Here is a 23,755-nt window from a genome sequence, read left to right on the forward strand (position 1 = left end):
ACCACTCTCACGGAGCACACGTGTGTACTTGGCATGACCACAGCCAGGGCGAGGCCGCGCAGGCCGACGCCGGAAGACGCACCTTCCTCAGGGCCACCGCGCTGCTCGGGGCCGCCGCCACCGCCGGGGTCGCCCTGCCGGCCGTCGCCGAGGCCGCCGAGAAGAGCGGTTGGCGGCCCGACACCGCGAGCCGCCGCTTCACCCTCGCGGTGATGCCCGACACCCAGTACCTCTTCGACGGGCCCAGCATCGACAAGGCGCCGATCGAGGCGTCCCTGCGCTATCTGCTGGAACACGGCAAGGACGACAACATCGTCTTCCTGTCCCATCTCGGCGACCTCACCCAGAACGGCGCACCGGCCGAAGTCGCCGCGATCAGCGAGGCGTTCGGGATCCTCGACCGGCGCTCAGTCGGCTACAGCGTCCTGGCCGGCAACCACGACGTGCGGTCCTCGACGGACGACCAGCGCGGCGCGACGCCGTATCTGGACGCGTTCGGGCCGAAGCGCTTCCAGGGAAAGCCCACGTTCGGCGGCGCCTCCCCGGACGGCTACAACACCTTCCATCTGTTCCGGGCCGCCGGGCGCGAGTGGATGGTGCTGGCGCTGGACTGGCGGCTGTCCGCGAAGGGGTGTGCCTGGGCGAAGGACGTCCTCGCCGCCCACCCGAAGACGCCGGTCGTCCTCACCACGCACGAACTGGTCGCCGAGGACGACACGTTGTCGGCCTACGGGCAGCAGCTGTGGGACCAGCTGATCGAGGCCCATGACCAGATCTTCCTCACGCTGGGCGGCCACTACTGGCCCGCGGGGCGGGCGGTCCGCAAGAACGCCGCGGGCAACGAGGTGCATCTGCACCTGACGAACTACCAGAACCGCTACTTCGGCGGCGCGGCGATGATCCGCCTCTACCACTTCGACCTCGACCGCAAGGTCATCGACGTCGAGACGGTCTCCCCGTGGATCCTGGGCCGCGCCCAGCGGGGGCTCAACGAGCTGGAGCGGCAGGAGATCGAGCTGAGCGGCGACGCGGACCGCTTCTCGGTCGAGATCGACTTCGCGGAGCGCTTCTCGGGCTTCGACCCCGTGCCCGTGCGTCCCGCGCGGCCCGCGTCGAAGATGCTGATACCCGGGACCATGGCCTACTGGCGGTTCGAGTCGGCGCCCTCCGGCACCGTCCATGACCTCTCGGGGCGCGGCAACGACCTCACCGTCGTCTCGGTCGGCGGCGGCACGCTCGGCTGGTCGCCCGACCACCACCCCGACCAGCCCGGCCACGGCAGCCTGGAGTTCCAGGGCTACAAGTCCCCGCTGAAGGGCGCCTGGCTGCGCACGGTCGACGGGGCTCCCCTCAACTCGGCCACCTTCGCGCACGGTTACACCATCGAGGCGTTCTACCGGCTGCCCGCCGACTGGGACGCCGGCCACAATGCCTGGTCCGGTCTGGTCAGCCGCACCGGCAACAACGGCTCCGTCGGACCGGTCACGGACGACCCCGACGAGCCGCTCGCCACGCTGTCCATCTCCGACGGACCGGGCCCGCAGTGGGCGGTCCATCCGCTCAACCAGCAGCAGCTCGCCACCAACTGGGGGGACGAGACCGCCCGCGAGACCTGGTGGCACCTCGCCGTCGTCAACGACGGACGGCACACGGTCATGTACGTCCAGGGCTGCCCGGTGGCCCGCAACCCGCACGCCGCCGCCGTCGGCATCGCCTCGGCCGGGCTGCCCTGGCTGCTCGGCGGCTACGAGTACGCCGGGAAGATCGACCAGATCCTGCACGGCCGGCTCGGTGACGTCCGGATCGTGTCCCGGGCGCTGCCCGTCACCTCCTTCATGACCCACTGACCCCCTTCACGAGGATCACGAGGACCACCATGCCCGAGCAGCAGCTGCCCGAATGGGCCGACCCGGCCATCGCCCCCGCCGACCTCGACGCCCAGGGTGTGTCGAGACGCCAACTCCTGCGGCGCGCCGGCCTGTTCGGCGCCGCGTTCGCCCTCGGCGGGGCGGCCACCCCGGCCGTCGCCGCCTCCGGCCGGGCCTTCGGCGGCGAGGACCCGCGCCTCGCCTATCTGGTCGGCGACCACCACGTCCACTCCGTCTACAGCCACGACGCGAAGTACACCTTCTCCCAGCAGGCCCGGGCCGCCGCCAAGTACGGCCTCGACTGGATGGTGTTCAACGAGCACTCCAACTTCGGCCACGCCTACTACGGCGCAAAGCTGGAGCACCAGGAGATCCTCAAGGCCCGCGCCGAGAACCCGCGCCGGCTGATCTTCCAGGGCCTGGAGTGGTACATCCCGGCCGCCGAGCACTGCACGGTCTTCGCGGCCCCCGGACCGAACGAGGTCGACCTGCTGACCCGGTTCGAGCTCGCCTACGACGGCAAGCTGCTCGGCTACGCCGACGGCGCCCCCGACAACCCGAACACGGCCCGCAACGAGGCCCACGCGGTCAAGGCCATCCAGTGGCTCGCCCAGCAGCGTCGCACCGGCTATGTCGACGACGTCCTCGTCCTCGCCAATCACCCGCTGCGCCTGGGCATCGACTCCCCGCACGAGATGCGCAACTGGCGCGACGCCGCCCCCGAGATCATGATCGGTATGGAGGGCGCGCCCGGCGCCCAGGGCGCGGCCATCCCCGGCTGGGGCGGCTCCACGGCGATCCGCGGCGAGTACCAGAACGCTCCGTCCGCCAACTCCTACGCCGGATACCCGGCCGGGGCCTACCTCACCTACGGCGGCTTCGACTGGGCCACCGCCACCGTCGGCGGGCTGTGGGACTCGATGCTGGCCGAGGGCCGGCTGTTCTCGATCACCACCAACTCCGACAACCACCGGACGGTCTTCGACACCTGGAAGAACGGCGACTGGCCGGCCGGCCGGAACTTCGACAACACCGGCAGGCTGCCCGACCCGGTCGACACCGACGCCCCGCAGCCGGGCAGCGACTTCTGGCCCGGTGAGTTCAGCCGTACCCACGTCGGCGTGACCCGCTACGGCTACCGCGCGGTGATGGCGGGCCTGCGCGCGGGCCGGGTCTGGCTCGACCACGGGCATCTGCTCGACGGGCTCGACGTGCGCCTGAAGCGGGACTGCGACTTCGGGCGGGGTGTCACGCTGGGCGGCCGGCTGCGGGTCCGCAAGGGCGAGCGGATCACGCTGTACGTGACGGTGACGACCGCCTCCCGGGTGAACCCGCACGGCGTCCTGCCCCAGTTGGCGCAGGTGGACGTGATCCGTGGCGCGGTGCGCGGTCCGGTGACCGACCGCGACACCTGGCAGGCGCCCGACACCAAGGTCGTACAGACCAAGGACGTGTCCGGCCGCAAGGGGACGTACACCCTGCGCATCCCGCTGACCGCCGGGGACGAGTCCTTCTACGTCCGGCTGCGCGGCAGCGACGGCAACCGGAACGGCGCGGGGTATCTGGGCGCGTCCGTGGACCCGCACGGACCGGTCTCCCACGAGCCCGGCAACGGTGCCCCGTGGGCCGATACGTGGTTCTATTCCAACCCCATCTTCGTGGACGTGGAAGGTCGTTGATGAAGCGTCAGCTGGTCGCCCTCACCGCTTTGGCCGCTGCTGTGACCCTCGGTTCCCCGAGCGCATTCGCCGCCTCCGGGGAACCGCAGTGGGCGCGGACCGGAACGTCGTACACGGACACCCTCGGCGGCGGGCAGGGGCTCGCGAGCCGCGCGGACGGCTCGCTGCTGTACCGCGGGCTGCTGGACATCCCGCTGGACCTGCGGATCAAGGGCTGGAACCACGTGGGTGACCCGGACATCGCGCGCGGCTATGTCTTCGACGCCTACCAGGGCGCCGACACGGCTACTTCCAAGATGTACGCGGTCACCACGCCGTCCGGACAGCGCTACGAGTACACGCACCGGCTGAACCCGGGCGAGAAGGTCAACAACTCCTTCGCCGCCGTCTCGCCCGACGGGCAGTGGCTGGTGTCGGGCGAGTGGGGCGACCAGAGCAGGCTTCAGGCCTTCCCCGCTCCCCTGCTCAACCCGTCCACCCCGGCCAGGGGCGGCGACCTGCCGGAGGCGGGGCAGATCACCCTGGACAAGCCGGTGCGCGACATCCAGGGCTGCGACTTCGTCACCGACACCCGCCTGGTGTGCGCCTCGGACGACGCCTCGGGAACGCTGTTCCCCGAGATCCGGCCGCTGCTCCAGGTCGACCTTCCGCACAGACTGGACGGGCGGCCGGTCACCGGCTCGGTGAAGAGCCTGTTCGCCCTGGAGCAGACCAGCATCTGCTCGGGCACCTTCGAGGCGGAGGGCGTCGACTACGACACGAAGTCCGGCACCCTGCGCGCGGAGGTGATCCCCCCGGGCGTGTGCGCGGCGGCGACGACGGTGTACTCGTACCGGCAGGGGTAGCCGGGCCGGGGTGCGGGCGCAGAAGCGTGACGGGCTCCGGAGGGCGGCGGCGGTCGGCCGGTTCCGGGAGTTGGGGACACGGCTCGGCTACGACCCGAGTGCGATCGTCGGCTCGTGGGCGCCCGGCGTCCGGCGTCCGGCGTCCGGCGTCCGGCGTCCGGCGAAGGAACCCCGGTCACGTCGACCCGAGTCCCGGGGTCCCGAGGCCCGGAAGCGTGAGTCCCCGTGCCGTGGGGCTGTCGGCACGGGGACGGTCGCGGGACGGGCGGTCACCGCTCGGGGATCAGCAGTTGCCCTTCGTCGTCTTGCCTTCGAACCGGTCGCCGAGCCAGGCGACCACGTCGCCGACCGACTGCGGGTCGCCGGTGAGGTGATCGCCGACGTACGGCGTCCACTGGGTGTTGACTCCGGCGGAACAGTAGGCGCGGCGTGTGCTGTTGGCCATGGCGCCAGGGATCACCTCGTCGAGCAGGCCGCGGTACTGCAGCACCGGGAACCCGATCTCGTAGCGGGCGCCCGAGCCGGGGGTGCCGACGCCGACGCCGAGCTTGTTGGCCTCGACGGCATCGCCCCAGGTGGTGCCGTCGGGGGCGGGCAGGGCGTACAGCTGGTCGAGGGTCAGCCCGTCCTTGGTGTACTGCTCGACCCGGGCGCCCGCGAACCGGCTGACGGTGCCGAGAGCGCACAGCGACTCGGCGTCCTTGACGGCCTTGCGGCCGCTGTCGTTGAGGACTTCGTCGAACGGCATGTCCGGGTGGGTGACGGACAGACCGATGAACGCGTCGATCAGGAACCCGGCGAAGAACTGCCCGTCGAGGTGGCCGGCCACCTGCTTGAGGTCGGCGGGGATCCCGCCGGAGGCGGCGCCGACGACGTTCAGCTCGGGCGCGTACGAGCGGGCGAGCTGGGCCGCCCACAGGCTGCCCGAACCGCCCTCCGAGTAGCCCCAGATCCCGACCCGGGCATCGGGACTCACCCCGCTGCCGGGCACCCGGGAGGCCGCGCGGGCCATGTCGAGGGCGGCGTGACCGGCCTCGGCGCCCGAGGCGTACGGGTGGACCTGGCCGTCCATGTATCCCTGGCCGTCGGTCGCGGCGACGGCGTAACCGGCGTTGAGCAGCGCCGCCATGTTGGGGCCCTCGTACGCGTCCTGGTACTGGCCGGCCAGCTGCTTGGAGAACGCGCACTGCGGTCCGATGCCGAGGGTGCCGGGCACGAACGCGACGAGCGGCCGTTCGCCCGGCCCGGTCCACGGCTTCTTCGGTACGACGACGGTGCCGGCGACGGAGACCGGCTTGCCCCGCCCGTCGGTGGAGCCGTACTGGACCTTCCAGGCGTCCAGCGGCGGACCGCCGATCACCATGGGGAGCGAGTCGACGTGGCGGCAGGCGACGACGGCGCCCGGAGCGGCGGTCGCGCCGTCCGGGGGGCGGTATATGTCGGCGTCGGCGGCGGAGCACGCGGCCGGCGTCCCGGCCGCCGCGGTCACTGCCGGCACCGCCAGCAGTCCGCCGAGCAGACCCGCGGCGGCGAGCAGTGCGGCTCTCCTCGGCAGCGGCTTCCTCAGCGGCTTCCTCGACCTGTGTGACATCACTTCAGAGCGTTCCTTCCGTGGGGTGGAGAGGTACGTGAAGCTGAGCAGGCCGTGAGGTTACGGAGCCGTAGGTAAGCGCTGATAGTTAAAGGACGATGAACCGACGCGGGCCGGGCTGTGCGCCGATGACTAGCCTCGGGGCAGGCAGAACGCGACGGCCCCGCATCCGACGCGTGCTCGGATGCGGGGCCCGGTGGTATACAGCTGGTCGGTCAGGCGGGCAGTGCGGCCAGCAACCGGCGGTCGCGGGGCGCCGGTTTGCGGTCGAGGCGGGCGTCCAGCAGTCGGCGGGCCGCCTCGCAGCGGCCGTCCGCCACCAGTGCGTACAGCAGCGTCTCCTCGACGACCTCGCGCTGGGCGGCGCTGCCGCCGACCCTGCGCAGCACGGGCAGCAGCGCGTCGAGACCGCGGGCCGCCTCCTTGAAGCGCTCCTCGACGAGCGCGGCGAAGGCCTCGCACAGCGGCGCGACGACCTCCCGCTGCACGGGGTCGGCCCCCGCCGCGTGGTCGCGCAGCCTGCGCAGGGCGGGCAGGTCCCCGGCGGCGGTCAGGGCGACCGCGGCGTGCAGGGCGGTGAACGCGGTCGCGGGCCGCTCCAGCACCTCACGGCCGACCGAGTCCAGCACGTCCGCGGTGGGCAGTTCGCCCTGCCAGCTGTCGCTGAGCCGCGCCCGCCAGAGCAGCGACCCGGAGTCGACGAGGGCCCGCATTCCGGTCACCCGGCCGGGCGCGAGCTGCGCGAACCAGCGCCTGCGGACCGCGGCCGGGTCGTCGAGGGCCAGTTCGTGCAGGGCGATGTGCCAGGAGAAGTGCGCCCGGTGGACCGCGCCCCGGCCCCGCCCCGACACCCAGCGGTCGAGCCAGTCGCGGCCAGCCTCGTGCGCGCCGGACTCGTAGTGCACATGCGCCAGGGCGTGCACGGCGTGTCCGGAGGCCGGCTCGACGGCCAGGGCCCGGTGGGCGAGTTCGCCCGCCTCGTGCAGCCGGCCCTGCCCCTGGCGCAGGAACGCGAGCAGCGAGGTGTGGAACCAGTGCCCGTCGTACGCCGGTGACGTCAGTTCGAGCAGACCGAGCGCCTCGTCGTCCTGGAGGTCGCTGACGCCGGAGAAGGCGATGGTGGGCACCGCCGCCGCGAGCGCGAGCGCGTCACCGGGGTGCTCCCCGAGATGGCGTACGAGGGCCTCGTCCCCGTCGTCACCGGTGACCCGGCGGCTGATCACGTCCACGAAGGAGCGCTCGCGCTCGTCGGCCCGCTCGCGGGCGCAGCGCTGCGCGTCGGCGAGGGCGCGCGGCACGTCGACGGCGGCCGAGCACTCGTGGCCGAGCAGGGCGAGGGCGGCATGGCCGAGGGCGAAGCCCGGATCGAGGGCGACCGAGCGGGCGAAGGCGTCCTCGGCGCCGGACCGCACCCTGAGGACCCGGTCGAGTCCGGTGCGGTAGGCGGCGGCCGCCTCGGCGTGGGTGGTCAGGGCGAGTCCGTGTCCGTCGACGGGTCGGCGGCTCGCGCGGGGCTTCGGGGTGAGCGGCGCCAGCAGTTGCTGGGCCAACTCGGCCGCCTGGACGCGGATTTCGGGGATGGCGGTGGTCTCCCACAGCTCGCCGCGGCGCGGCGAGCCGAGGGTGAACAGCGGGAGCCCGGTACGGCCGTGGGCGTCGAGGAGACGCCCGTCACGGGTGGCCGCGCCCATGCCCAGCGGGCCGTGCACGGCCGCGCCGGAGGCGAGCAGCGAAGCCCACAGCGGGTCGTCGAGGCGGCGCCCCGGCCCGGTGCAGTCGACCACCCAGCCGACGCGCAGCGTTCGGCCGCCGGAGAGCTCGACGGCGAGGGTCCCGTCCTCGTGGGCGGCGGCGCGGACGACCGTACCGGTGTGGACGTGCAGGCGGCGGGCGGTACGGGCCCGGGAGACGTGCTCGGCGGTGGCGGGGGCCATGCGGTGGCGGTGGGTGTTCCACAGGGCGCCCTCGCGGGCCAGGAACTCCTCCCGTTCCTCGGGGGTGAGGCTGCGCCACAGCCGTACGGTGTGCGGGCGCAGGCTGTCCAGGCCGGGGCGCCAGTCGCCGTGGGTGCGGACCGAGCGGCTGAGGTGGCGGTAGACCGCCCGGCGCAGCCTGCCCAGGGAGGTGTCGTCGAGGTCGTCGGGTGCGGTCATCACCCCGGCCGGGCGCAGCGCGTGCGGCTGGGGCAGCAGTCCGCTGCGGGACAGGGCGTGCACGGTGCGTCCGGGGCGGTCGAGGGTGAGGGCGAGGTCGACGGCGGTCAGGCCGGTGCCGACGAGCAGCACGTCGTCGGTGCCCTCGCGCGCGCCGTTCAGGGCGCCGGGCGCCCATGGCTCGTCGACGAAGCGGGGCGAGTCGCGCAGGGCGGGCGGGGCCCAGGCCGCGGTCGCGCCGGCGGGGCCGGTGGCGAGGACGGCGGCGTCCGCGGTCAGTTGTCCCCCGTCGGCGAGGCGGAGCTCCACCCGGCCGTCGGGGGTGCCGGTACAGCTCTCCGCGCGGGTGCGCAGCCGGCGCACGGTGACCGTGCCGTGGGCGCGCACGACGGCCTGGCCGAGGGTGTCGGCGAGATAGGCGCCGTAGCGGTAGCGGGTGGCGAAGTCGGCGGCGGTGACCGACGGTTCGCCGTGCCGGCACAGCCAGCGGGTGAAGTGACCCGGCTCGTCGGGGTAGGCGCTCATGTTGCCCGCGGGGACGTTGAGCCGGTGGCGGGGGTCGGGCGTGGCGTAGGCGGTGCCGCGACCCGCCTCCGGTGCCGGGTCGACGAGGACGACGTCCAGGGGAGTCCGGCGGCGGGTCGCCGTCTCGCAGAGCTGGACGGCGGTCAGGGCGCCCGCCGCGCCGGCTCCGACGATGGCCACGGTGTGCCGCTTGCGGACTTGGGTCACGGATACCTCCGGCGGGGGTGGGTCGTCTTCTTCTTGCTGTTCCGAATTCTTCCGATACCTGCGGGGGCCCCGGCAACCGCGCTTTCCGGCCGTCCGGGCGTGTCCTCACCGGAATCTCAGCAAGGACCCCTCGGATTCAAAGGGCCGGTACAGACAAGTGACGCAGGATGCGCAGGCACGGACGGACAACTCAGGAAGGCGTGTCGTGGGCGTCTCGCACATTTCCCACCGGTCGGGGCGGCAGTCGCGGTGGACCCGGCGCGGGCTCCTCGCCGCGTTCGGGGCGGTTCCGGCCGCGGCCCTCGCGGGCTGCGGTGAATCGGCGGACGGCTCGCCGGCCGCGGACGGCAAGGACGCCACGGGCTCCGCACGGGCCGTCACGGCCAAGAAGGCGACGATCGCGGTCACGCCCGCCTCCGGCACCAGAAAGGCCGAATTCGACAGCCCCGTCGAGGTGACCGTCACGCACGGCACCCTGGCCTCGGTCACCGTCACCGGCAACGACGGCTCCGCCCTGTCCGGCTCCTACAACGACGCCCGGACGAAGTGGACCTCGGCGAAGAACCCCTGCTCCGGCACGGAGTACACCGTGACCGCCAGAGCGAAGGGCGCCGCCGAGGAGACCGTGTCGACGTTCACCACCAGGTCGCCCGGCGCGACGTTCGTCGGGTACTTCACGCCCGAGGCGAACTCCACCTCCGGCGTCGGCATGCCCGTGTCGATCGACTTCACGCACGCGGTGAAGGACCGGGCGGCCGTGCAGAAGGCGATCACGGTGACCGCGGAGCCGGCCGTCGAGGTGGTCGGCCACTGGTTCAGCGACACCCGGCTGGACTTCCGGCCGGAGACCTACTGGGCGGCCGGGACGAAGATCACGCTCAGTCTGCGACTGAAGGACGTCGAGGGGGCGGACGGGGTGTACGGCGTCCAGTCGAAGGACGTCACCTTCCACATGGGCCGCGAGCAGATCAGCACGGTCGACCTGGCGACGAAGGAGATGACCGTCGCGCGGGACGGCAGGACCGTCGCCACCTACCCGGTGAGCGGCGGCAACGCCCAGCACACCACCTGGTCCGGGATCATGGTGATCAGCGAGCGGTTCAAGCGGACGCGGATGGAGTCGTCGACGGTCGGACTCGGCGACGAGTACGACATCCCGGATGTGCCGCACGCCCAGCGCCTGACCACCTCCGGCACCTTCGTCCACGGCAACTACTGGGCGTCCACCTCGGTGTTCGGGCACCAGAACACCAGCCACGGATGCGTCGGCCTGCACGACGCGAAGGGCGCGAGCGACAGTTCCGTGGCGGGCTACACGTTCTACGAGAGCTCGATGCTCGGCGACGTGGTGATCGTGAAGAACTCGGGCGAGCGGACCGTGGAGCCGTCCAACGGCCTCAACGGCTGGAACCTGTCCTGGGCGGACTGGAAGGCGGGCAGCGCGGTCTAGGTCCGCGGCGGTTTCACCGGGTGAACTCCCTTGAGAATCAAGCACTTTCTTTGTTTCAACTCTTGACGACCGGAGGAGCGGAGAGCACATTGGGCGCACTTTGAGAGCGCTCTCAGCACCTGCCCTCAAAGTCAGCACTGAAGGTCAGCTCTCAAGGTCACCCGCGCTTCCCCCTCCCGTACCCGAGAGGCACCCCCATGAGTGAAACCTCCGGCATACCCAGACGGCGGCGGGCCCTCGTCGCCGTGCTCGCGACGATCGGTCTGGCCGCCGCTGCCGCCACGGCCGCCACCCTGCCCGCCAGCGCCTCCGCCCCCACACCCCCGTCCGGCTGGTCCCAGGTCTTCCTGGACGACTTCAACGGTTCCGCGGGCTCCGGCGTCAACACCTCGAACTGGCAGTACGACACCGGGACCTCGTATCCCGGCGGCCCCGCCAACTGGGGCACCGGCGAGGTCGAGACGATGACGTCCAGCCCGAGCAACGTCTCGCTCGACGGCAACGGCAACCTTCGCATCACCCCGGTGCGCGACGCGTCCGGGCGCTGGACGTCGGGCCGCATCGAGACCACCCGCACCGACTTCCAGCCCCCGGCAGGCGGCAAGCTGCGGGTGGAGGCCCGCCTCCAGATGCCGAACGTCACCGGCACCGCGGCCGAGGGCTACTGGCCCGCCTTCTGGATGCTGGGCGCCCCCTACCGCGGCAACTACCAGAACTGGCCGAGCGTGGGCGAGCTGGACATCATGGAGAACGTCCAGGGCCTGAACAAGGTCTGGGCCACGATGCACTGCGGCACCAACCCCGGCGGCCCGTGCAACGAGACCTCCGGCATCGGCAACAACGTCGCCTGCCCGAACACCACCTGCCAGTCCGGCTTCCACACCTACACGATGGAGTGGGACCGCTCGGTGAGCCCCGAAGCGATCCGCTTCTACGTCGACGGCGTCAACTACCACACGGTGACGGCGAACCAGGTCGACGCGACGACCTGGGCCAACGCCACCAACCACGGCTTCTTCGTCATCCTGAACGTGGCGATGGGCGGCGCCTTCCCGGACGCGCTCGGCGGCGGTCTGGACGGCGACACCGAGTCCGGGCACCCGATGGTCGTCGACTACGTCCAGGTCCTCCAGTCCGGCAGTGGGGGCGGCACCACTCCCCCGCCCTCCGGCAATCGCGACGCCTACAGCGCGATCCAGGCCGAGTCGTACGACAGCCAGTCCGGCGTGGGCACCGAGACGACCACGGACACCGGCGGCGGGCAGAACATCGGCTGGCTCGCGAACGGTGACTGGGCGCAGTACAAGGGCGTGAACTTCGGCTCCACGCCGGCCACGCAGTTCTTCGCGCGGGTGGCGAGCGGTGCGGGCTCCGGAGTGAGCGGCCTGGTCGAGGTCCGCCTCGACAGCCGTACGAACGCGCCCGTCGGAAGTTTCGCACTGGCCGACACGGGCGGCTGGCAGTCCTGGCGGACGGTCCCGGCCAACATCACCTCGGTCACCGGCACCCATGACGTGTACCTCACCTTCACCAGCGGACAGCCGGCCGACTTCGTGAACGTGAACTGGTTCGACTTCGGTCACTGACAAGGGAGTTACGCATCCGGCGGCGCCGGGCGGCTCGACCTCCGCGTGGGGGTCGGCCCCTGGCGCCGCCGCCGTGCACCGCGTGCCGATCAGTACGGTTGGGCCGCTTCGGAAGGTTTCGGAGGCGACGGGTAGGTTCTCCGTGGGAGACGAGAAGTGCGGGGGATTGGGGGACCCATGACGAATCAGCCGGGGTACGGCCGGCAGCAGCCACAGGGGTTCGGGCCTCCGCCGCCGCAGTACGCCCCCATGCCACAGCAGTACCCGCAAGCGCCGGTGCCACCCACGCCGCCGGTGCCGCCCGGGCCGGCGCCTGCGGGACCGGAGTTCCTGGCCGTCGACCGTCACAACTCGATCGTGGTCGACGTGAACGGCGTCGCCTTCGAGGACCATGACGTCATCGCCGAGTTCCCCTGGCCGGAGATCCGCAGCGTCCACTACAAGGCGAGTCCCTCGGGCAAGGCTCTGATGATGGCCGTCGTCCACCTCGACGGCAGGGTCTACGAGTGCGTCGTGGCGGCGAAGCCGCGCGAGGTGCTGGGGCAGTGGTTCGCGCAGCTGGCGGCGGTGCTGGGGTATTACCGCCCGATGGGGTACTAGCGACCGATCGGGTACCGGCGACCGGGGCTTCCCCCTTCCGGCCCGGACCGCTACCGCAGCTCCGCCCGGAATCCCACCGGCGTCTGGCCGGTGTGCAGCTGGAAGAACTTGGAGAAGTTCGCGGCGTCGGGGAAGCCGATCGCCGCGCCCACCCGTCCGATCGGCATGTCCGTGTGGGCGAGCAGCCGCTTGGCCTCCAGGATCACGCGTCTGTCGATGAAGCCCTTGGGTGTCTGGCCGGTGGCGGCGCGGACCGCGCGGACGAGGGTACGGCGGGAGTAGCCGAGGGTGTCGGCGTACGCGCTGACGCTGTGGTTGGTGGCGAAGCCCTGCTCGACCGCGTCGCGGAAGAGGGTGAACGTCGAATCGGCCTGGAGCCGGGCGGCCTCCGCGGAGCTGGCCGCGAGATGTGCCAGACGGAGCAGGAACGCGGTCAGGGAGTGGCGCAGCACCGCCGTGTGCAGAGCCAGCGGGAGGGTCGCGGTGTCCTCGTACTCGCGTTGCAGCTGGGCGAGGGCCGCGCGCAGGGCGGCGAGCTGGGCCGGGTCGGGGCGCAGCAGCGGCGGCAGGTCGTAACGGTACAGGCCGGTGTCCTCCACCGTGGCCCGGGGCAGGAAGCCGGGCTGCATGGTCAGGACGGTTCCGTGGTACTCGTCGGTGTCCGAGAAGCGGTGGATCTGCCCGGGGCGGATCCACAGCAGATCGCCGGCCGTCGCCTCGTACTCGGCGAAGTCGATCATGTGCCGTACGGGGCCGTGGTCGAAGAGCATGACCACGTGGAAGTCGATGCGGTGGACGCGGTGCAGCGGGGCTTCGGCGTGCCAGGTGTGGCCGGCGCCCATGGGGCCGGCCTGCATGCCCACGCCGCAGACGCTCAGATCGACCGGGAAGGGGAAGGTTCTGATCCCGTCTCCGCCGCCCTCTTGGGCCGTTCTGTCCGCCATGTCTTTCCCGTGCCGTCCTTGGGGTGCCGCTGGTGTCCCACTTTCACCAAAGGCTGGCACACCCCGACCTTCCCTCCAAAAAGTCAGACTTTTACTTTTGAACGCGTCCGGTCAGCAATCCCGCTTCCATCGAGGACTTCTTGAAGATGAGCACGCAGACCTCCGACGGCTTCGAGCGACAGCAAGGGAGTTGACGCGTGATGAGCGACAAGCCTGCCAAGGACGCGGCGGAGATGCGCCTCCCCGTCGTCCCGGCCACCGACTGGCTGAACCCCCTGCGCGATGCGCGCGACCGCCGGCTCCCCCGTGTCGCGGGCCCGTCCGGTCTGGTCATCTTCGGCGTCACCGGTGACCTGTCCCGCAAGAAGCTGATGCCGGCCGTGTACGACCTGGCCAACCGGGGTCTGCTGCCGCCGGGCTTCTCTCTCGTCGGCTTCGCCCGTCGGGACTGGGAGGACCAGGACTTCGCGCAGGTGGTGCACGACGCCGTCCGCGAGCACGCGCGCACCCCGTTCCGCGAGGAGGTCTGGCAGCAGCTCGCCGAGGGCATGCGGTTCGTCCCCGGCGACTTCGACGACGACACGGCGTTCAAGCAGCTCAAGAATGCCGTCGAGGAGCTGGACGCCTCCCGGGGCACCGGTGGCAACTTCGCCTTCTACCTCTCCGTGCCGCCCAAGTTCTTCCCGAAGGTCGTACGACAGCTGAAGAAGCACGGCCTGGCCGCCCCGCCGGAGGGCTCCTGGCGGCGCGCGGTCATCGAGAAGCCCTTCGGCCACGACCTGGAGTCGGCCCAGCGACTCAACGCCGTCGTGCACGACGTGTTCGAGCCCGACCAGGTGTTCCGCATCGACCACTACCTCGGCAAGGAGACCGTCCAGAACATCCTGGCGCTGCGTTTCGCCAACCAGATGTACGAGCCGATCTGGAACCGTTCGTACGTCGACCATGTGCAGATCACCATGGCCGAGGACATCGGCATCGGCGGTCGCGCCGGCTACTACGACGGCATCGGCGCCGCCCGTGACGTCATCCAGAACCATCTGCTCCAGCTGATGGCGCTGACCGCCATGGAGGAGCCGATCGCCTTCGACGCGGACGCGCTGCTCACCGAGAAGCTGAAGGTGCTGAAGTCGGTGCGGCTGCCCGAGGACCTGGGCGCGCATACCGTACGCGGACAGTACGCGGAGGGCTGGCAGGGCGGCGAGAAGGTCATCGGCTACCTCCAGGAGGAGGGCATCGACGCCCAGTCGAAGACCGACACCTACGCCGCGATCAAGCTGGAGGTCGACAACCGCCGCTGGGCGGGCGTCCCCTTCTATCTGCGCACCGGCAAGCGCCTCGGCCGCCGGGTCACCGAGATCGCGGTGGTCTTCCAGCGGGCCCCGCACTCCCCCTTCGACTCCACGGCCACCGAGGAACTGGGGCAGAACGCGGTCGTCATCCGCGTCCAGCCCGACGAGGGCATGACCGTGCGATTCGGGTCGAAGGTGCCGGGCACCTCGATGGAGATCCGGGACGTGACGATGGACTTCGCCTACGGCGAGTCGTTCACGGAGTCCAGCCCGGAGGCGTACGAGCGGCTCATCCTGGACGTACTGCTCGGCGACGCCAATCTGTTCCCCCGTCACCAGGAAGTGGAAGAGTCCTGGAAGATCCTCGACCCGATCGAGGAGTACTGGACGGAACACGGCCGGCCGGCGCAGTACGCGTCGGGCAGCTGGGGACCTGAGGAAGCCGACGAGATGCTCGCACGAGACGGACGGAGCTGGCGCAGGCCATGAAGATCGACCTGACCGACACCACGGCAAGCAAGATCAACAAGGCGCTGGTGCGGGGCCGCCGCGCCATCGGGACCCCGGCCGTGGGGATGGTCCTGACGATGGTCATCGTCACGGACGAGGAGAACGCCTACGACTCGATCAAGGCGGCCGAGGAGGCCTCGCACGAGCACCCCTCGCGCACCCTGGTCGTCATCAAGCGGCAGTCCCGCACCCCGCGGGAGCGCACCCGGTCGCGGCTGGACGCCGAGGTCCGGCTCGGTTCCGAGGCGGGCACCGGAGAGACGGTGGTCCTGCGGACCTTCGGCGAGGTCTCCGACCACGCCGCCTCCGTGGTGCTGCCGCTGCTGCTGCCGGACGCCCCGGTCGTCGTCTGGTGGCCGGCGGACGCGCCCGAGGTGCCCGCCAAGGACCCGCTCGGCGCGCTCGCGCAGCGCAGGATCACCGATCTGTACGCCGTCGAGCGCCCGCTGGAGGCCCTCGACGCCCGTGCCCGCGCCTACACGCCCGGCGACACCGACCTCGCCTGGACCCGGCTGACCCCGTGGCGCTCGATGCTGGCGGCGGCCCTGGACCAGGCCCGGGTGCCGGTGATCTCGGCCGCCGTGGAGAGCGAGGCCGACAACCCGGCCGCCGAGCTGCTCGCCCGCTGGCTGGGGGTGCGGCTGAAGGTCAAGGTCGACCGCGTGGTCACCGCCGGACCGGTCGTCACGGCCGTACGCCTCGGCACCGCGGGCGGCGAGATCGTCATCGACCGGCCCGAGGGCCCGCTGGCCACGCTGACCCTGCCGGGCCAGCCGCCGCGCACGCTCGCCCTGAAGGTCCGGGCCACCTCCGAACTCATCGCCGAGGAACTGCGCCGCCTCGACGCCGACGAGATGTACGCCATCGCCCTGCGCGCCAAGGGCACCGAGGAGCACTCCTGACATGTCCGGCCCCCCCAAGCTCACCCGGCGCCCCGAGTGGACGGCTCTGGAGGACCACCGCGCCCAGTGGCAGACCCAACTGCGGGAGCTGTTCGCCGAGGATCCCGCGCGGGCCGAGCGGTACCACGTACGGGTCGGCGACCTGCTCATCGACTACAGCAAGCATCTGATCACCGACGAGACCCTGGCCATGCTGCAGGAACTGGCCACCGCGACCGACGTCTTCGGTCTGCGGGACGCCATGTTCCACGGGGAGAAGATCAACGTCACGGAGAAGCGCGCCGTCCTGCACACGGCACTGCGCGCCCCGCGCGACGCGGTGATCGAGGTCGACGGGGAGAACGTGGTCCCGGCGGTGCACGCCGTGCTCGACAGGATGAGCGACTTCGCGAACCGGGTCCGCTCGGGCGAGTGGACCGGCCACACCGGCAAGCGGATCCGCACCGTCGTCAACATCGGCATCGGCGGCTCGGACCTGGGCCCCGCGATGGCCTACGAGGCGCTGCGCCCGTACACAGCACGGGAGTTGGCCTTCCGGTTCGTGTCGAACGTGGACGGCGCGGACCTGCACGAGGCGGTACGGGACCTGGACCCGGCCACGACGCTGTTCGTCGTCGCGTCCAAGACGTTCACCACCATCGAGACGATCACCAACGCCACCTCGGCGCGCTCCTGGCTGCTGCGGGGCCTGGATGGCGACGAGAAGGCGGTGGCCAGGCACTTCGTGGCCCTGTCGACGAACGCCGGGAAGGTCGCCGCGTTCGGCATCGACCCGGAGAACATGTTCGAGTTCTGGGACTGGGTCGGCGGCCGCTACTCCTACGACTCCGCGATCGGCCTCTCCCTGATGATCGCCATCGGCCCGGACCGGTTCCGGTCGATGCTCGACGGCTTCCACCTGGTCGACGAGCACTTCCGCAGCGCGCCCGCCGAGGCCAACGCCCCGCTGATCCTCGGCCTGCTCGGAATCTGGTACGGCAACTTCTTCGACGCCCAGTCGCACGCGGTGCTGCCGTACTCGCACTATCTCTCCAAGTTCACCGCCTACTTGCAGCAGCTGGACATGGAGTCCAACGGCAAGTCGGTGGACCGGCAGGGCGAGCCGGTCCAGTGGCAGACCGGCCCGGTGGTGTGGGGCACGCCCGGCACCAACGGGCAGCACGCCTACTACCAGCTCGTCCATCAGGGCACGAAGCTGATCCCGGCGGACTTCATCGGCTTCGCACGGCCCGTCGACGAGCTGAGCGGTGAACTGGCCGCCCAGCACGACCTGTTGATGGCCAACTTCTTCGCCCAGACCCAGGCCCTGGCCTTCGGCAAGACCGCCGACGAGGTCCGCGCCGAGGGCGTGCCCGAGGAGCAGGTGCCGCACCGCACCTTCAAGGGCAGCCACCCCACCACCACGATCCTCGCCCGCGAGCTGACCCCGTCGGTCCTCGGCCAGCTGATCGCCCTGTACGAGCACAAGGTGTTCGTCCAGGGCGCGGTGTGGAACATCGACTCCTTCGACCAGTGGGGCGTGGAACTCGGCAAGGTCCTCGCCAAGCGCGTCGAGCCCGCCCTCACCGAAGGCGCGGACGTCCCCGGTCTCGACCCGTCCACCCGGGCTCTGGTCGCCGCGTACCGCACGCTCAGGAACACCCGGAACGCCCACAACGTCCGGAACGCTCAGGAAGAAGTGAACTGACCATGCAGCTCGGACTCATCGGTCTCGGCAAGATGGGCGGCAACATGCGCGAGCGGATCCGCCGCGCCGGCCACACCGTTTTCGGCTACGACCGCAACCCCCAGCTCTCCGACGTCGCGGACGTGGCCGAACTCGTCGCGCGGCTCGACGCCCCGCGCACCATCTGGGTGATGGTCCCGGCCGGCACCGCCACCCAGTCCGTCATCGACGAACTCGGGGAGCTGCTGGAGGCCGGCGACACCGTCGTCGACGGCGGCAACTCCCGCTGGACGGACGACGAGAAGCACGCCGCGGAACTCGGCGCCAAGGGCATCGGCTTCGTCGACGCGGGCGTCTCCGGCGGCGTGTGGGGCCTGCAGAACGGCTACGCCCTGATGGTCGGCGGCGCCAGGAAGGACGTCGAGCGGCTCCAGCCGATCTTCGAGGCGCTCAAGCCCGAGGGGCCGTACGGCTATGTCCACGCCGGCAAGGTCGGCGCCGGGCACTTCTCCAAGATGGTCCACAACGGCATCGAGTACGCGATGATGCAGGCCTACGCCGAGGGCTGGGAGCTCCTGGAGAAGGTCGACTCGGTGGACAACGTGCGCGAGGTGTTCCGCTCCTGGCAGGACGGCACCGTCATCCGCTCCTGGCTGCTCGACCTCGCGGTCAACGCCCTGGAGGACGACGAGCATCTGGAGAAGCTGAAGGGCTTCGCGCAGGACTCCGGCGAGGGCCGCTGGACCGTCGAGGCGGCCGTGGACCACGCGGTGCCGCTGCCCGCGATCACCGCCTCCCTCTTCGCACGGTTCGCCTCCCGGCAGGACGACTCCCCCCAGATGAAGATGATCGCTGCCCTGCGCAACCAGTTCGGCGGCCACGCGGTCGAGTCGACGAAGGAGTGACCGCCCGGCGAGCCGACCGGGCACGGGCGCCCATTGATCGCGGAGCGGAACTGGAGAGCCCGACGAACCCGACCTAGCCGCCCCTGCCCCCGGACGTGCCGCTGCGCCGCCAGGCTCACCGGTACGTCCGGGGGCAGCGTGCTCTCTGGAAGAGGGCCACGCCGGCCGGGGGACGCATGGGCGAGGCCACTGGCGCCGTCGGCGGCCGTGAGCGGTCCGGCGAGCCGGTCGAGGCCGGCCCAGGCCGGCCGGTCGTCCCCGAAGTGCCGGACCAGGGGCGCGGCGCGCTCGCCGGCGCTAGCCGGCCGCGCACCGACGGGCGCACCGGCGTCTCCGGCATCCAGCCGCACCGCCCGCTCCAGCGGGACGTCGGGCAGACCGTGCGCGGAGGGTGCGGCGAAGCCGGTGACGTGGTCGAAGTCCACCCGGGGCGGGCCCTGCTTCTACAATCACCGGCACCGACCGCGCCCCGCGCCCCGCGCCCTGCGCCCCACGCCCGAAGGAACCCGATGACCAGCGTCGACGAACCGGCACGGCACAGCGGGCGCGGGCGTGACGGCGCTCGTACCCGGGCCGAGATCCTCGACGTGGCGACGCGGGAGTTCGCCCGGGCCGGCTACGACGGCGCCCGGGTCGACGAGATCGCCGCCCGCACCCGTACCACCAAGCGGATGATCTACTACTACTTCGGCGGCAAGGCGCAGCTGTTCACGGCCGTCCTGGAGCGGGCGTACGGCGTGATCCGCGAGGCCGAGCAGGCACTCGACGTGGACCACCTGGACCCGGTCGCGGCCATCCGGCGGCTGGCCGAGCTCACCTTCGACCACCATGAGCGGCACCCGGACTTCATCCGGCTGGTCGGCATCGAGAACATCCACGGGGCCGAGCACATCGCCGCCTCCGACAAGCTCGGGAAGATCGGCTCGCCGGCGCTCGACGTGATCCGCCGCATCCTGGCCTCGGGACAGGAGTCGGGACTGTTCGCGGCCGATGTCGACGCGGTCGACGTGCACGCGATGATCTGCTCGTTCTGCTTCTTCCGGGTCGCCAACCGGCACACCTTCGGCGCCCTGTTCGGCCGGGACCTGGTGGACCCCGCCCGGCGCGAGCACTACCGGACGATGCTCGGCGACATGGTGATCGCCTATCTCACGGCGGAGCGGGCGGCGGACTGAGGGCCCTGCTGGAGGGCTGGGTCGGGGAGACACGACACCCCGAGCCGTTCGCGGCGCCGCTGAGCCAGGTCCGGCGGAACCTAGCGCTTGGGAGCGCCGTAGGCCCGCTCGACGTGCAGCCGCAGGACGAGCCGCCGGTCGCGGACCATGGCGGCACGGTAGTCGTCCCAGTCGGGGTGTTCGCCCACGATGTCGCGGTAGAGCCGGACGAGTTCCTCCACCGTCTCGTCGTACGGGTCCTGCGCGACGGGCGAGAGGTCGGCCGTGCCCTCGGCGACCGTGTACGCCCACCGGTCACCGCTGGTGACGTGGTACGAGGCACGGGGATCCCGGCGCAGGTTGCGCGTCTTGGCACGGTCGTCCGTGACCGAGACGCGGATGATCCGCTCGTCGGGGTAGTACGCGTGGCTCACGTTCGACAGCTGGGGGCGCCCGTCGCGCTTGAGCGTGACCAGCACCCCGCCGTGGCCGGCGGAGAGCAACTTCAGCAGTGCGTCCTGCGTGGCAGTCATACGTGGAACAACGGGGCGGGGCCAGCCGCGCATTCCCGCGCGGACGCCTCCTGCCCGAAAATAGTAGACAGTGTCTACTCGCTCCTGGTAGACACTGTCCATGAGTGAGTCCGATACGGGTCTGCGGACCCGGCTGGTCGACGTCGGTGTGGCGCTGGTGGCCGCCGAGGGCGCCCAAGCGCTGACCCTGCGGGAGATCGCCCGTCGTGCGGGGGTCTCGCACGGTGCGCCGCGCCGCTACTTCCCCACCCATCTGGAGCTGCTGTCGGCCATCGCGCGCCGCGGCTTCGACGCGCTGGCCGACCGGGCGGGGGCGGTGCTCGGCGACCGCGCGGCGCCGCCGCGCGCACAGCTGACGGCACTGGCGGACGTCTATCTGCGGTTCGCGCTGGACAACCCCGGCATGTACGAGCTGATGTTCCGTCACGACCTGCTGGAGAGCGGGCACTTGGGCCTGCGCGAGACCAGCCTGCCGCTCTTCGGTCTGCTGACGGACCTGGTCGGCAGGGTCCGGCCGGACGCCAACGCCTCCCTCGTGGCCGGTGCGTTGTGGGCGAACCTGCACGGCATCGCCCAGCTGTGGAGCTGGGGAAGCCTTCAACTCGTCACCGGCGCACGGGACTTCGCGCCGCTGCTGCGTTCCGCCCTGGACGCCCACCTGGGGCCGGACGGCGCGCGGTGAACCGTCGGCTCACGCTGGCGAGCAGCGTGGTGGGCGCCGTCGTCGTCGCCCTGGACGGTACGGTCCTCACCGTCGCGCAGCCCACCCTGCAACGGGATCTGCACGCGTCGTTCGCGCAGGTCCAGTGGACCAGCACCGCCTATCTCATCGCGGTCGCGAGCCTGCTGGTGTTCGCCGGGCGGCTCGGCGACCGGTACGGGCAGCGGCGAGTGTTCGCCTGCGGCATGCTCGGGTTCGCAGCGGCCTCTGCGGGCATCGGCCTCGCGCCCGGCGTGGGCTGGGTGATCGCGCTGCGGGTGGCGCAGGGGGTGTTCGGCGCGCTGCTGCAACCGGCCACGCTGGGGATGCTGCGTGCGGCGTTCCCGCCGGACCGGCTCGCGATGCCGCTCGCGGTGCGGACCAGCGCCATCGGCCTCGCGGCCGCCGCGGGCCCGGTCGTGGGCGGGGCGCTGGTGACCGGCCTGGGCTGGCGGGCCGTCTTCTTCCTCAATGTGCTGCCCGCGCTCGGCTTCGGCGTGCTCGCCCTCGCCGCCCGCGGCCCGGACCTCGCCGGGGCGCCGGGCAGGCCGCTGGACGTGCCGGGCGCCCTGCTGCTCGCCGTGACGCTGGCCTGCCTGGTCCACTCACTGGTCGCGCCGTATCCCCTCGGCCTGTGCCTGGCGGCGCTCACCGGCGCCGCCTTCGTCCGGCACGAACGCCGTACCGCGAGCCCGCTGCTGCCACCGGAGGTGATCGGCTCGGCGTCCGTCGGCGCGGCGCTCGGCATTCTGGTCGCCGCGTCGGCGTCCCTGTTCGGCACGCTGTTCGTGGCCACCTACGTCCTGCAGCGCACCCTCGCCCTCGACCCGTTCCAGAGCGCCCTGCGCAGCCTGCCGCTGGCGGTGCTGATGGTGCTGTCGGCTCCCGGCTGCGCCGTACTGCTGCGCCGGGTCGGTGCCCGCCGTACGACGGGAGCGGCGACGGCGGTCCTCGCGCTGGGCGTCCTGCTGCTGTCCCGGGCCTCCGGCACCCTCCCCCTGGGCTGCGGATTCGCGCTGCTGGGCGCCGGGTTCGGCACGGTGATGGTGGCGGCGACCCATGTCGTCGTACGGCAGGCGGACACCGGGTCGGCCGGAGTCGCGGGCGGACTGCAGCAGACCGCCCTCAACATCGGCCCGACGCTGGGCGTGGCCGCGGCCACCGCGCTCATGGGTGCGGGCACCGCGCTGCCGCTGACGGTGCTGGCCGCTGTGGCCGCGGTCGGCGCGGTGGCTGCCCGCGCGCTTCCCGGTCGCGGCGTCGTGTCGATCACACAACACCCTGATGAGCGGGCACTTTTCCGCGTTTCTGAGCGACGATGAGATCTGATGAGGTCGGGAGCCGCCCCCGAGGGGTATGCCGGACCGCATCGCGTACGACGCGACCGGAGGAGAGCGATGGCACAGCTGCGACAGGAAGTCGAGCCGGACGAGGTCGGGCTGGACGCGAAGGCGCTTGACCGCCTCGACCAGCACTTCGCGCACTACGTCGACGACGGACGTCTGCCCGGCTACCTGGTGTCCGTGGCCCGCGGCGGCCGTGTCGCCCACCTCACCACGCACGGCCACCGCGACATCGCGGCCGGGCTGCCCGTCGAGCCGGACACACTGTGGCGGATCTACTCGATGACCAAGCCGGTCACCGCGGTCGCGGCGCTGCTGCTGGTGGAGGAGGGCAGGCTGTCGCTGGACGACCCGGTCGGCCGTCACCTTCCCGTGTTCGCCGAGCCGCGGGTGTATGTGAGCGGATCCGGGGCCGAGGTGCGCACCCGCCCAGCCGACGGACCGATCCTGATCCGGCACCTGCTCACCCACACCGCGGGCCTGACGTTCGGCTTCTACTACTCCCATCCCGTCGACGCCCTCTACCGCGACGCCCACCTGGAGTCCTCGGTACCGCCGGGCGCGGACCTCGCCGAGACGGTCGACGTGTACGCGAGCCTGCCGCTGCAGTTCGAGCCGGGGACGCAGTGGAACTACTCGGTCGCCTCCAATGTGCTCGGCCGGGTCATCGAGGTGGTCTCCGGGCAGCCGCTGGACGAGTTCTTCGCCGAGCGGATCTTCCGCCCCCTGGGCATGACGGACGCCGGGCTCCACATCACGCCCGAACAGGCCCCGCGGCTCTCGGAGTTGTACGGCGAGACGGACGACGGCGGCATCGCGCCGATCCCCGGGCTCCCGCTGCGCGGCCGGCCGCGCTTCCTGTCCGGCAGCGGCGGCATGGCGGCCACGGCGCACGACTACCACCGCTTCATGGAGATGCTCCGCCGGGGCGGCGAACTGGACGGCACCCGCCTCCTGTCCCCGGGCACGCTCGCCCTGATGACCAGCAATCACCTTCCCGGCGGCACCGACCTGCGCACCTTCGGCGCCCCCGCCCACCAGGAGCCCGGCAACGAGGGCGTCGGCTTCGGCTTCAACGTCTCCGTCGTGATCGACCCGTCCCGCACCCTCGCCCCGACGGGCCTGGGCGCGTACGGCTGGAGCGGCGTGGCGACCACGACCTTCTGGGTCGATCCGAGCCGTGACCTGACGGTGCAGTTCATGACCCAGGTACGGCCGAAGACGCTGAAGGTGTTCCCGGAGCTGAAGCGGCTGGTGCACGAGGCGGTCGTCGACTGAGGACGAACGGGCTTCACGGCACGG

18 protein-coding genes are annotated in these 23,755 nt (G+C 71.6%); 14 read left to right on the forward strand and 4 right to left on the reverse strand.

What is annotated here, in order from left to right; genetic code table 11:
* The first annotated feature begins 20 nt into the window (after positions 1-20).
* Genes ACFY1J_RS17105 through ACFY1J_RS17115 form a run of 3 tightly spaced genes read left to right on the forward strand, consistent with a single transcriptional unit; the run spans position 21 to position 4,392 of the window.
* Positions 21-1,847: a LamG-like jellyroll fold domain-containing protein gene (locus ACFY1J_RS17105; protein ID WP_390731431.1), complete on the forward strand. Its 1,827-nt coding sequence runs from the start codon at positions 21-23 to the stop codon at positions 1,845-1,847.
* Positions 1,848-1,876: 29 nt separating this feature from the next.
* Complete coding sequence (locus ACFY1J_RS17110; RefSeq protein WP_390705466.1) at positions 1,877-3,547, forward strand: histidinol-phosphatase; 1,671 nt, start codon at positions 1,877-1,879, stop codon at positions 3,545-3,547.
* A complete protein-coding gene (locus ACFY1J_RS17115; RefSeq protein ID WP_390705465.1) occupies positions 3,547-4,392 on the forward strand; it encodes a hypothetical protein in 846 nt (281 codons plus the stop codon). The genes ACFY1J_RS17110 and ACFY1J_RS17115 overlap by 1 nt, the downstream gene beginning before the upstream one ends.
* A 283-nt stretch (positions 4,393-4,675) precedes the next feature.
* On the opposite strand, the gene ACFY1J_RS17120 is transcribed toward ACFY1J_RS17115, so the two are convergent.
* Together ACFY1J_RS17120 and ACFY1J_RS17125 are read right to left on the reverse strand one after the other, a co-directional pair.
* The gene (locus ACFY1J_RS17120) at positions 4,676-5,983 is read right to left on the reverse strand and encodes a lipase family protein (RefSeq protein ID WP_390705464.1); all 1,308 of its coding nucleotides are present in this window, start codon (positions 5,981-5,983) and stop codon (positions 4,676-4,678) included.
* A gap of 215 nt (positions 5,984-6,198) precedes the next feature.
* Entirely contained in the window at positions 6,199-8,868 is a 2,670-nt protein-coding gene (locus ACFY1J_RS17125; protein WP_390731432.1) for an FAD/NAD(P)-binding protein, read from the reverse strand.
* A 205-nt stretch (positions 8,869-9,073) separates the two neighbouring features.
* Here ACFY1J_RS17125 and ACFY1J_RS17130 point away from each other — a divergent pair, with 205 nt between their 5' ends.
* The 3 genes from ACFY1J_RS17130 (at position 9,074) to ACFY1J_RS17140 (ending at position 12,504) form a co-directional block, all read left to right on the forward strand.
* On the forward strand, positions 9,074-10,318 hold the full coding sequence (locus ACFY1J_RS17130; RefSeq protein ID WP_390731433.1) for an Ig-like domain-containing protein: 1,245 nt from the start codon (positions 9,074-9,076) through the stop codon (positions 10,316-10,318).
* A 197-nt stretch (positions 10,319-10,515) separates the two neighbouring features.
* The gene (locus tag ACFY1J_RS17135; protein ID WP_390731434.1) at positions 10,516-11,904 is read left to right on the forward strand and encodes a glycoside hydrolase family 16 protein; all 1,389 of its coding nucleotides are present in this window, start codon (positions 10,516-10,518) and stop codon (positions 11,902-11,904) included.
* Between the two features lie 177 nt (positions 11,905-12,081).
* The gene (locus tag ACFY1J_RS17140; protein ID WP_390731435.1) at positions 12,082-12,504 is read left to right on the forward strand and encodes a hypothetical protein; all 423 of its coding nucleotides are present in this window, start codon (positions 12,082-12,084) and stop codon (positions 12,502-12,504) included.
* Between the two features lie 50 nt (positions 12,505-12,554).
* On the opposite strand, the gene ACFY1J_RS17145 is transcribed toward ACFY1J_RS17140, so the two are convergent.
* Entirely contained in the window at positions 12,555-13,448 is an 894-nt protein-coding gene (locus tag ACFY1J_RS17145) for a helix-turn-helix domain-containing protein (RefSeq protein WP_390731436.1), read from the reverse strand.
* 200 nt (positions 13,449-13,648) lie between these two features.
* Here ACFY1J_RS17145 and zwf point away from each other — a divergent pair, with 200 nt between their 5' ends.
* The 5 genes from zwf (at position 13,649) to ACFY1J_RS17170 (ending at position 19,898) form a co-directional block, all read left to right on the forward strand.
* Positions 13,649-15,229 (forward strand): glucose-6-phosphate dehydrogenase, encoded by a 1,581-nt coding sequence (gene zwf / locus ACFY1J_RS17150; protein WP_390731437.1) that lies wholly within the window; start codon positions 13,649-13,651, stop codon positions 15,227-15,229.
* On the forward strand, positions 15,226-16,152 hold the full coding sequence (gene opcA, locus ACFY1J_RS17155) for a glucose-6-phosphate dehydrogenase assembly protein OpcA (RefSeq protein ID WP_390705458.1): 927 nt from the start codon (positions 15,226-15,228) through the stop codon (positions 16,150-16,152). Before zwf ends, opcA begins: the two co-directional genes overlap by 4 nt.
* Before the next feature lies 1 nt (position 16,153).
* A complete protein-coding gene (pgi, locus tag ACFY1J_RS17160; protein WP_390731438.1) occupies positions 16,154-17,839 on the forward strand; it encodes a glucose-6-phosphate isomerase in 1,686 nt (561 codons plus the stop codon).
* A 2-nt stretch (positions 17,840-17,841) separates the two neighbouring features.
* Positions 17,842-18,723 (forward strand): phosphogluconate dehydrogenase (NAD(+)-dependent, decarboxylating), encoded by an 882-nt coding sequence (gene gnd / locus ACFY1J_RS17165; protein WP_390705456.1) that lies wholly within the window; start codon positions 17,842-17,844, stop codon positions 18,721-18,723.
* Positions 18,724-19,232: 509 nt separating this feature from the next.
* Complete coding sequence (locus ACFY1J_RS17170; protein ID WP_390706227.1) at positions 19,233-19,898, forward strand: TetR/AcrR family transcriptional regulator; 666 nt, start codon at positions 19,233-19,235, stop codon at positions 19,896-19,898.
* Between the two features lie 80 nt (positions 19,899-19,978).
* Here the strand turns inward: ACFY1J_RS17170 and ACFY1J_RS17175 are convergent, their stop codons facing one another.
* The gene (locus ACFY1J_RS17175; protein WP_390705455.1) at positions 19,979-20,410 is read right to left on the reverse strand and encodes a PPOX class F420-dependent oxidoreductase; all 432 of its coding nucleotides are present in this window, start codon (positions 20,408-20,410) and stop codon (positions 19,979-19,981) included.
* Positions 20,411-20,510: 100 nt separating this feature from the next.
* On the opposite strand from ACFY1J_RS17175, the gene ACFY1J_RS17180 reads away from it, so the two are divergent.
* From ACFY1J_RS17180 to ACFY1J_RS17190, 3 genes are all read left to right on the forward strand, one after another.
* Complete coding sequence (locus ACFY1J_RS17180; RefSeq protein WP_390705454.1) at positions 20,511-21,092, forward strand: TetR/AcrR family transcriptional regulator; 582 nt, start codon at positions 20,511-20,513, stop codon at positions 21,090-21,092.
* The gene (locus ACFY1J_RS17185; RefSeq protein WP_390705453.1) at positions 21,089-22,432 is read left to right on the forward strand and encodes an MFS transporter; all 1,344 of its coding nucleotides are present in this window, start codon (positions 21,089-21,091) and stop codon (positions 22,430-22,432) included. Before ACFY1J_RS17180 ends, ACFY1J_RS17185 begins: the two co-directional genes overlap by 4 nt.
* A gap of 75 nt (positions 22,433-22,507) precedes the next feature.
* Positions 22,508-23,731, forward strand: coding sequence for a serine hydrolase domain-containing protein (locus ACFY1J_RS17190; RefSeq protein ID WP_390705452.1), 1,224 nt, complete (start codon positions 22,508-22,510; stop codon positions 23,729-23,731).
* Positions 23,732-23,755: the final 24 nt, after the last annotated feature.

It is taken from the genome of Streptomyces sp. NPDC001406, from assembly GCF_042895285.1.
Classification (GTDB): domain Bacteria; phylum Actinomycetota; class Actinomycetes; order Streptomycetales; family Streptomycetaceae; genus Streptomyces.

Excerpts from the sequence above, each read along its gene's own strand:
- ACFY1J_RS17135 (WP_390731434.1), top strand. The coding sequence starts at position 10,516 with ATGAGTGAAACCTCCGGCATACCCAGACGGCGGCGGGCCCTCGTCGCC.
- pgi (WP_390731438.1), top strand. The coding sequence starts at position 16,154 with ATGTCCGGCCCCCCCAAGCTCACCCGGCGCCCCGAGTGGACGGCTCTG.
- ACFY1J_RS17190 (WP_390705452.1), top strand. The coding sequence starts at position 22,508 with ATGGCACAGCTGCGACAGGAAGTCGAGCCGGACGAGGTCGGGCTGGAC.
- gnd (WP_390705456.1), top strand. The coding sequence starts at position 17,842 with ATGCAGCTCGGACTCATCGGTCTCGGCAAGATGGGCGGCAACATGCGC.
- ACFY1J_RS17180 (WP_390705454.1), top strand. The coding sequence starts at position 20,511 with ATGAGTGAGTCCGATACGGGTCTGCGGACCCGGCTGGTCGACGTCGGT.
- ACFY1J_RS17140 (WP_390731435.1), top strand. The coding sequence starts at position 12,082 with ATGACGAATCAGCCGGGGTACGGCCGGCAGCAGCCACAGGGGTTCGGG.
- ACFY1J_RS17145 (WP_390731436.1), bottom strand. The coding sequence starts at position 13,448 with ATGGCGGACAGAACGGCCCAAGAGGGCGGCGGAGACGGGATCAGAACC.
- ACFY1J_RS17170 (WP_390706227.1), top strand. The coding sequence starts at position 19,233 with ATGACCAGCGTCGACGAACCGGCACGGCACAGCGGGCGCGGGCGTGAC.
- ACFY1J_RS17110 (WP_390705466.1), top strand. The coding sequence starts at position 1,877 with ATGCCCGAGCAGCAGCTGCCCGAATGGGCCGACCCGGCCATCGCCCCC.
- opcA (WP_390705458.1), top strand. The coding sequence starts at position 15,226 with ATGAAGATCGACCTGACCGACACCACGGCAAGCAAGATCAACAAGGCG.
- ACFY1J_RS17175 (WP_390705455.1), bottom strand. The coding sequence starts at position 20,410 with ATGACTGCCACGCAGGACGCACTGCTGAAGTTGCTCTCCGCCGGCCAC.
- ACFY1J_RS17120 (WP_390705464.1), bottom strand. The coding sequence starts at position 5,983 with ATGTCACACAGGTCGAGGAAGCCGCTGAGGAAGCCGCTGCCGAGGAGA.
- ACFY1J_RS17115 (WP_390705465.1), top strand. The coding sequence starts at position 3,547 with ATGAAGCGTCAGCTGGTCGCCCTCACCGCTTTGGCCGCTGCTGTGACC.
- zwf (WP_390731437.1), top strand. The coding sequence starts at position 13,649 with ATGAGCGACAAGCCTGCCAAGGACGCGGCGGAGATGCGCCTCCCCGTC.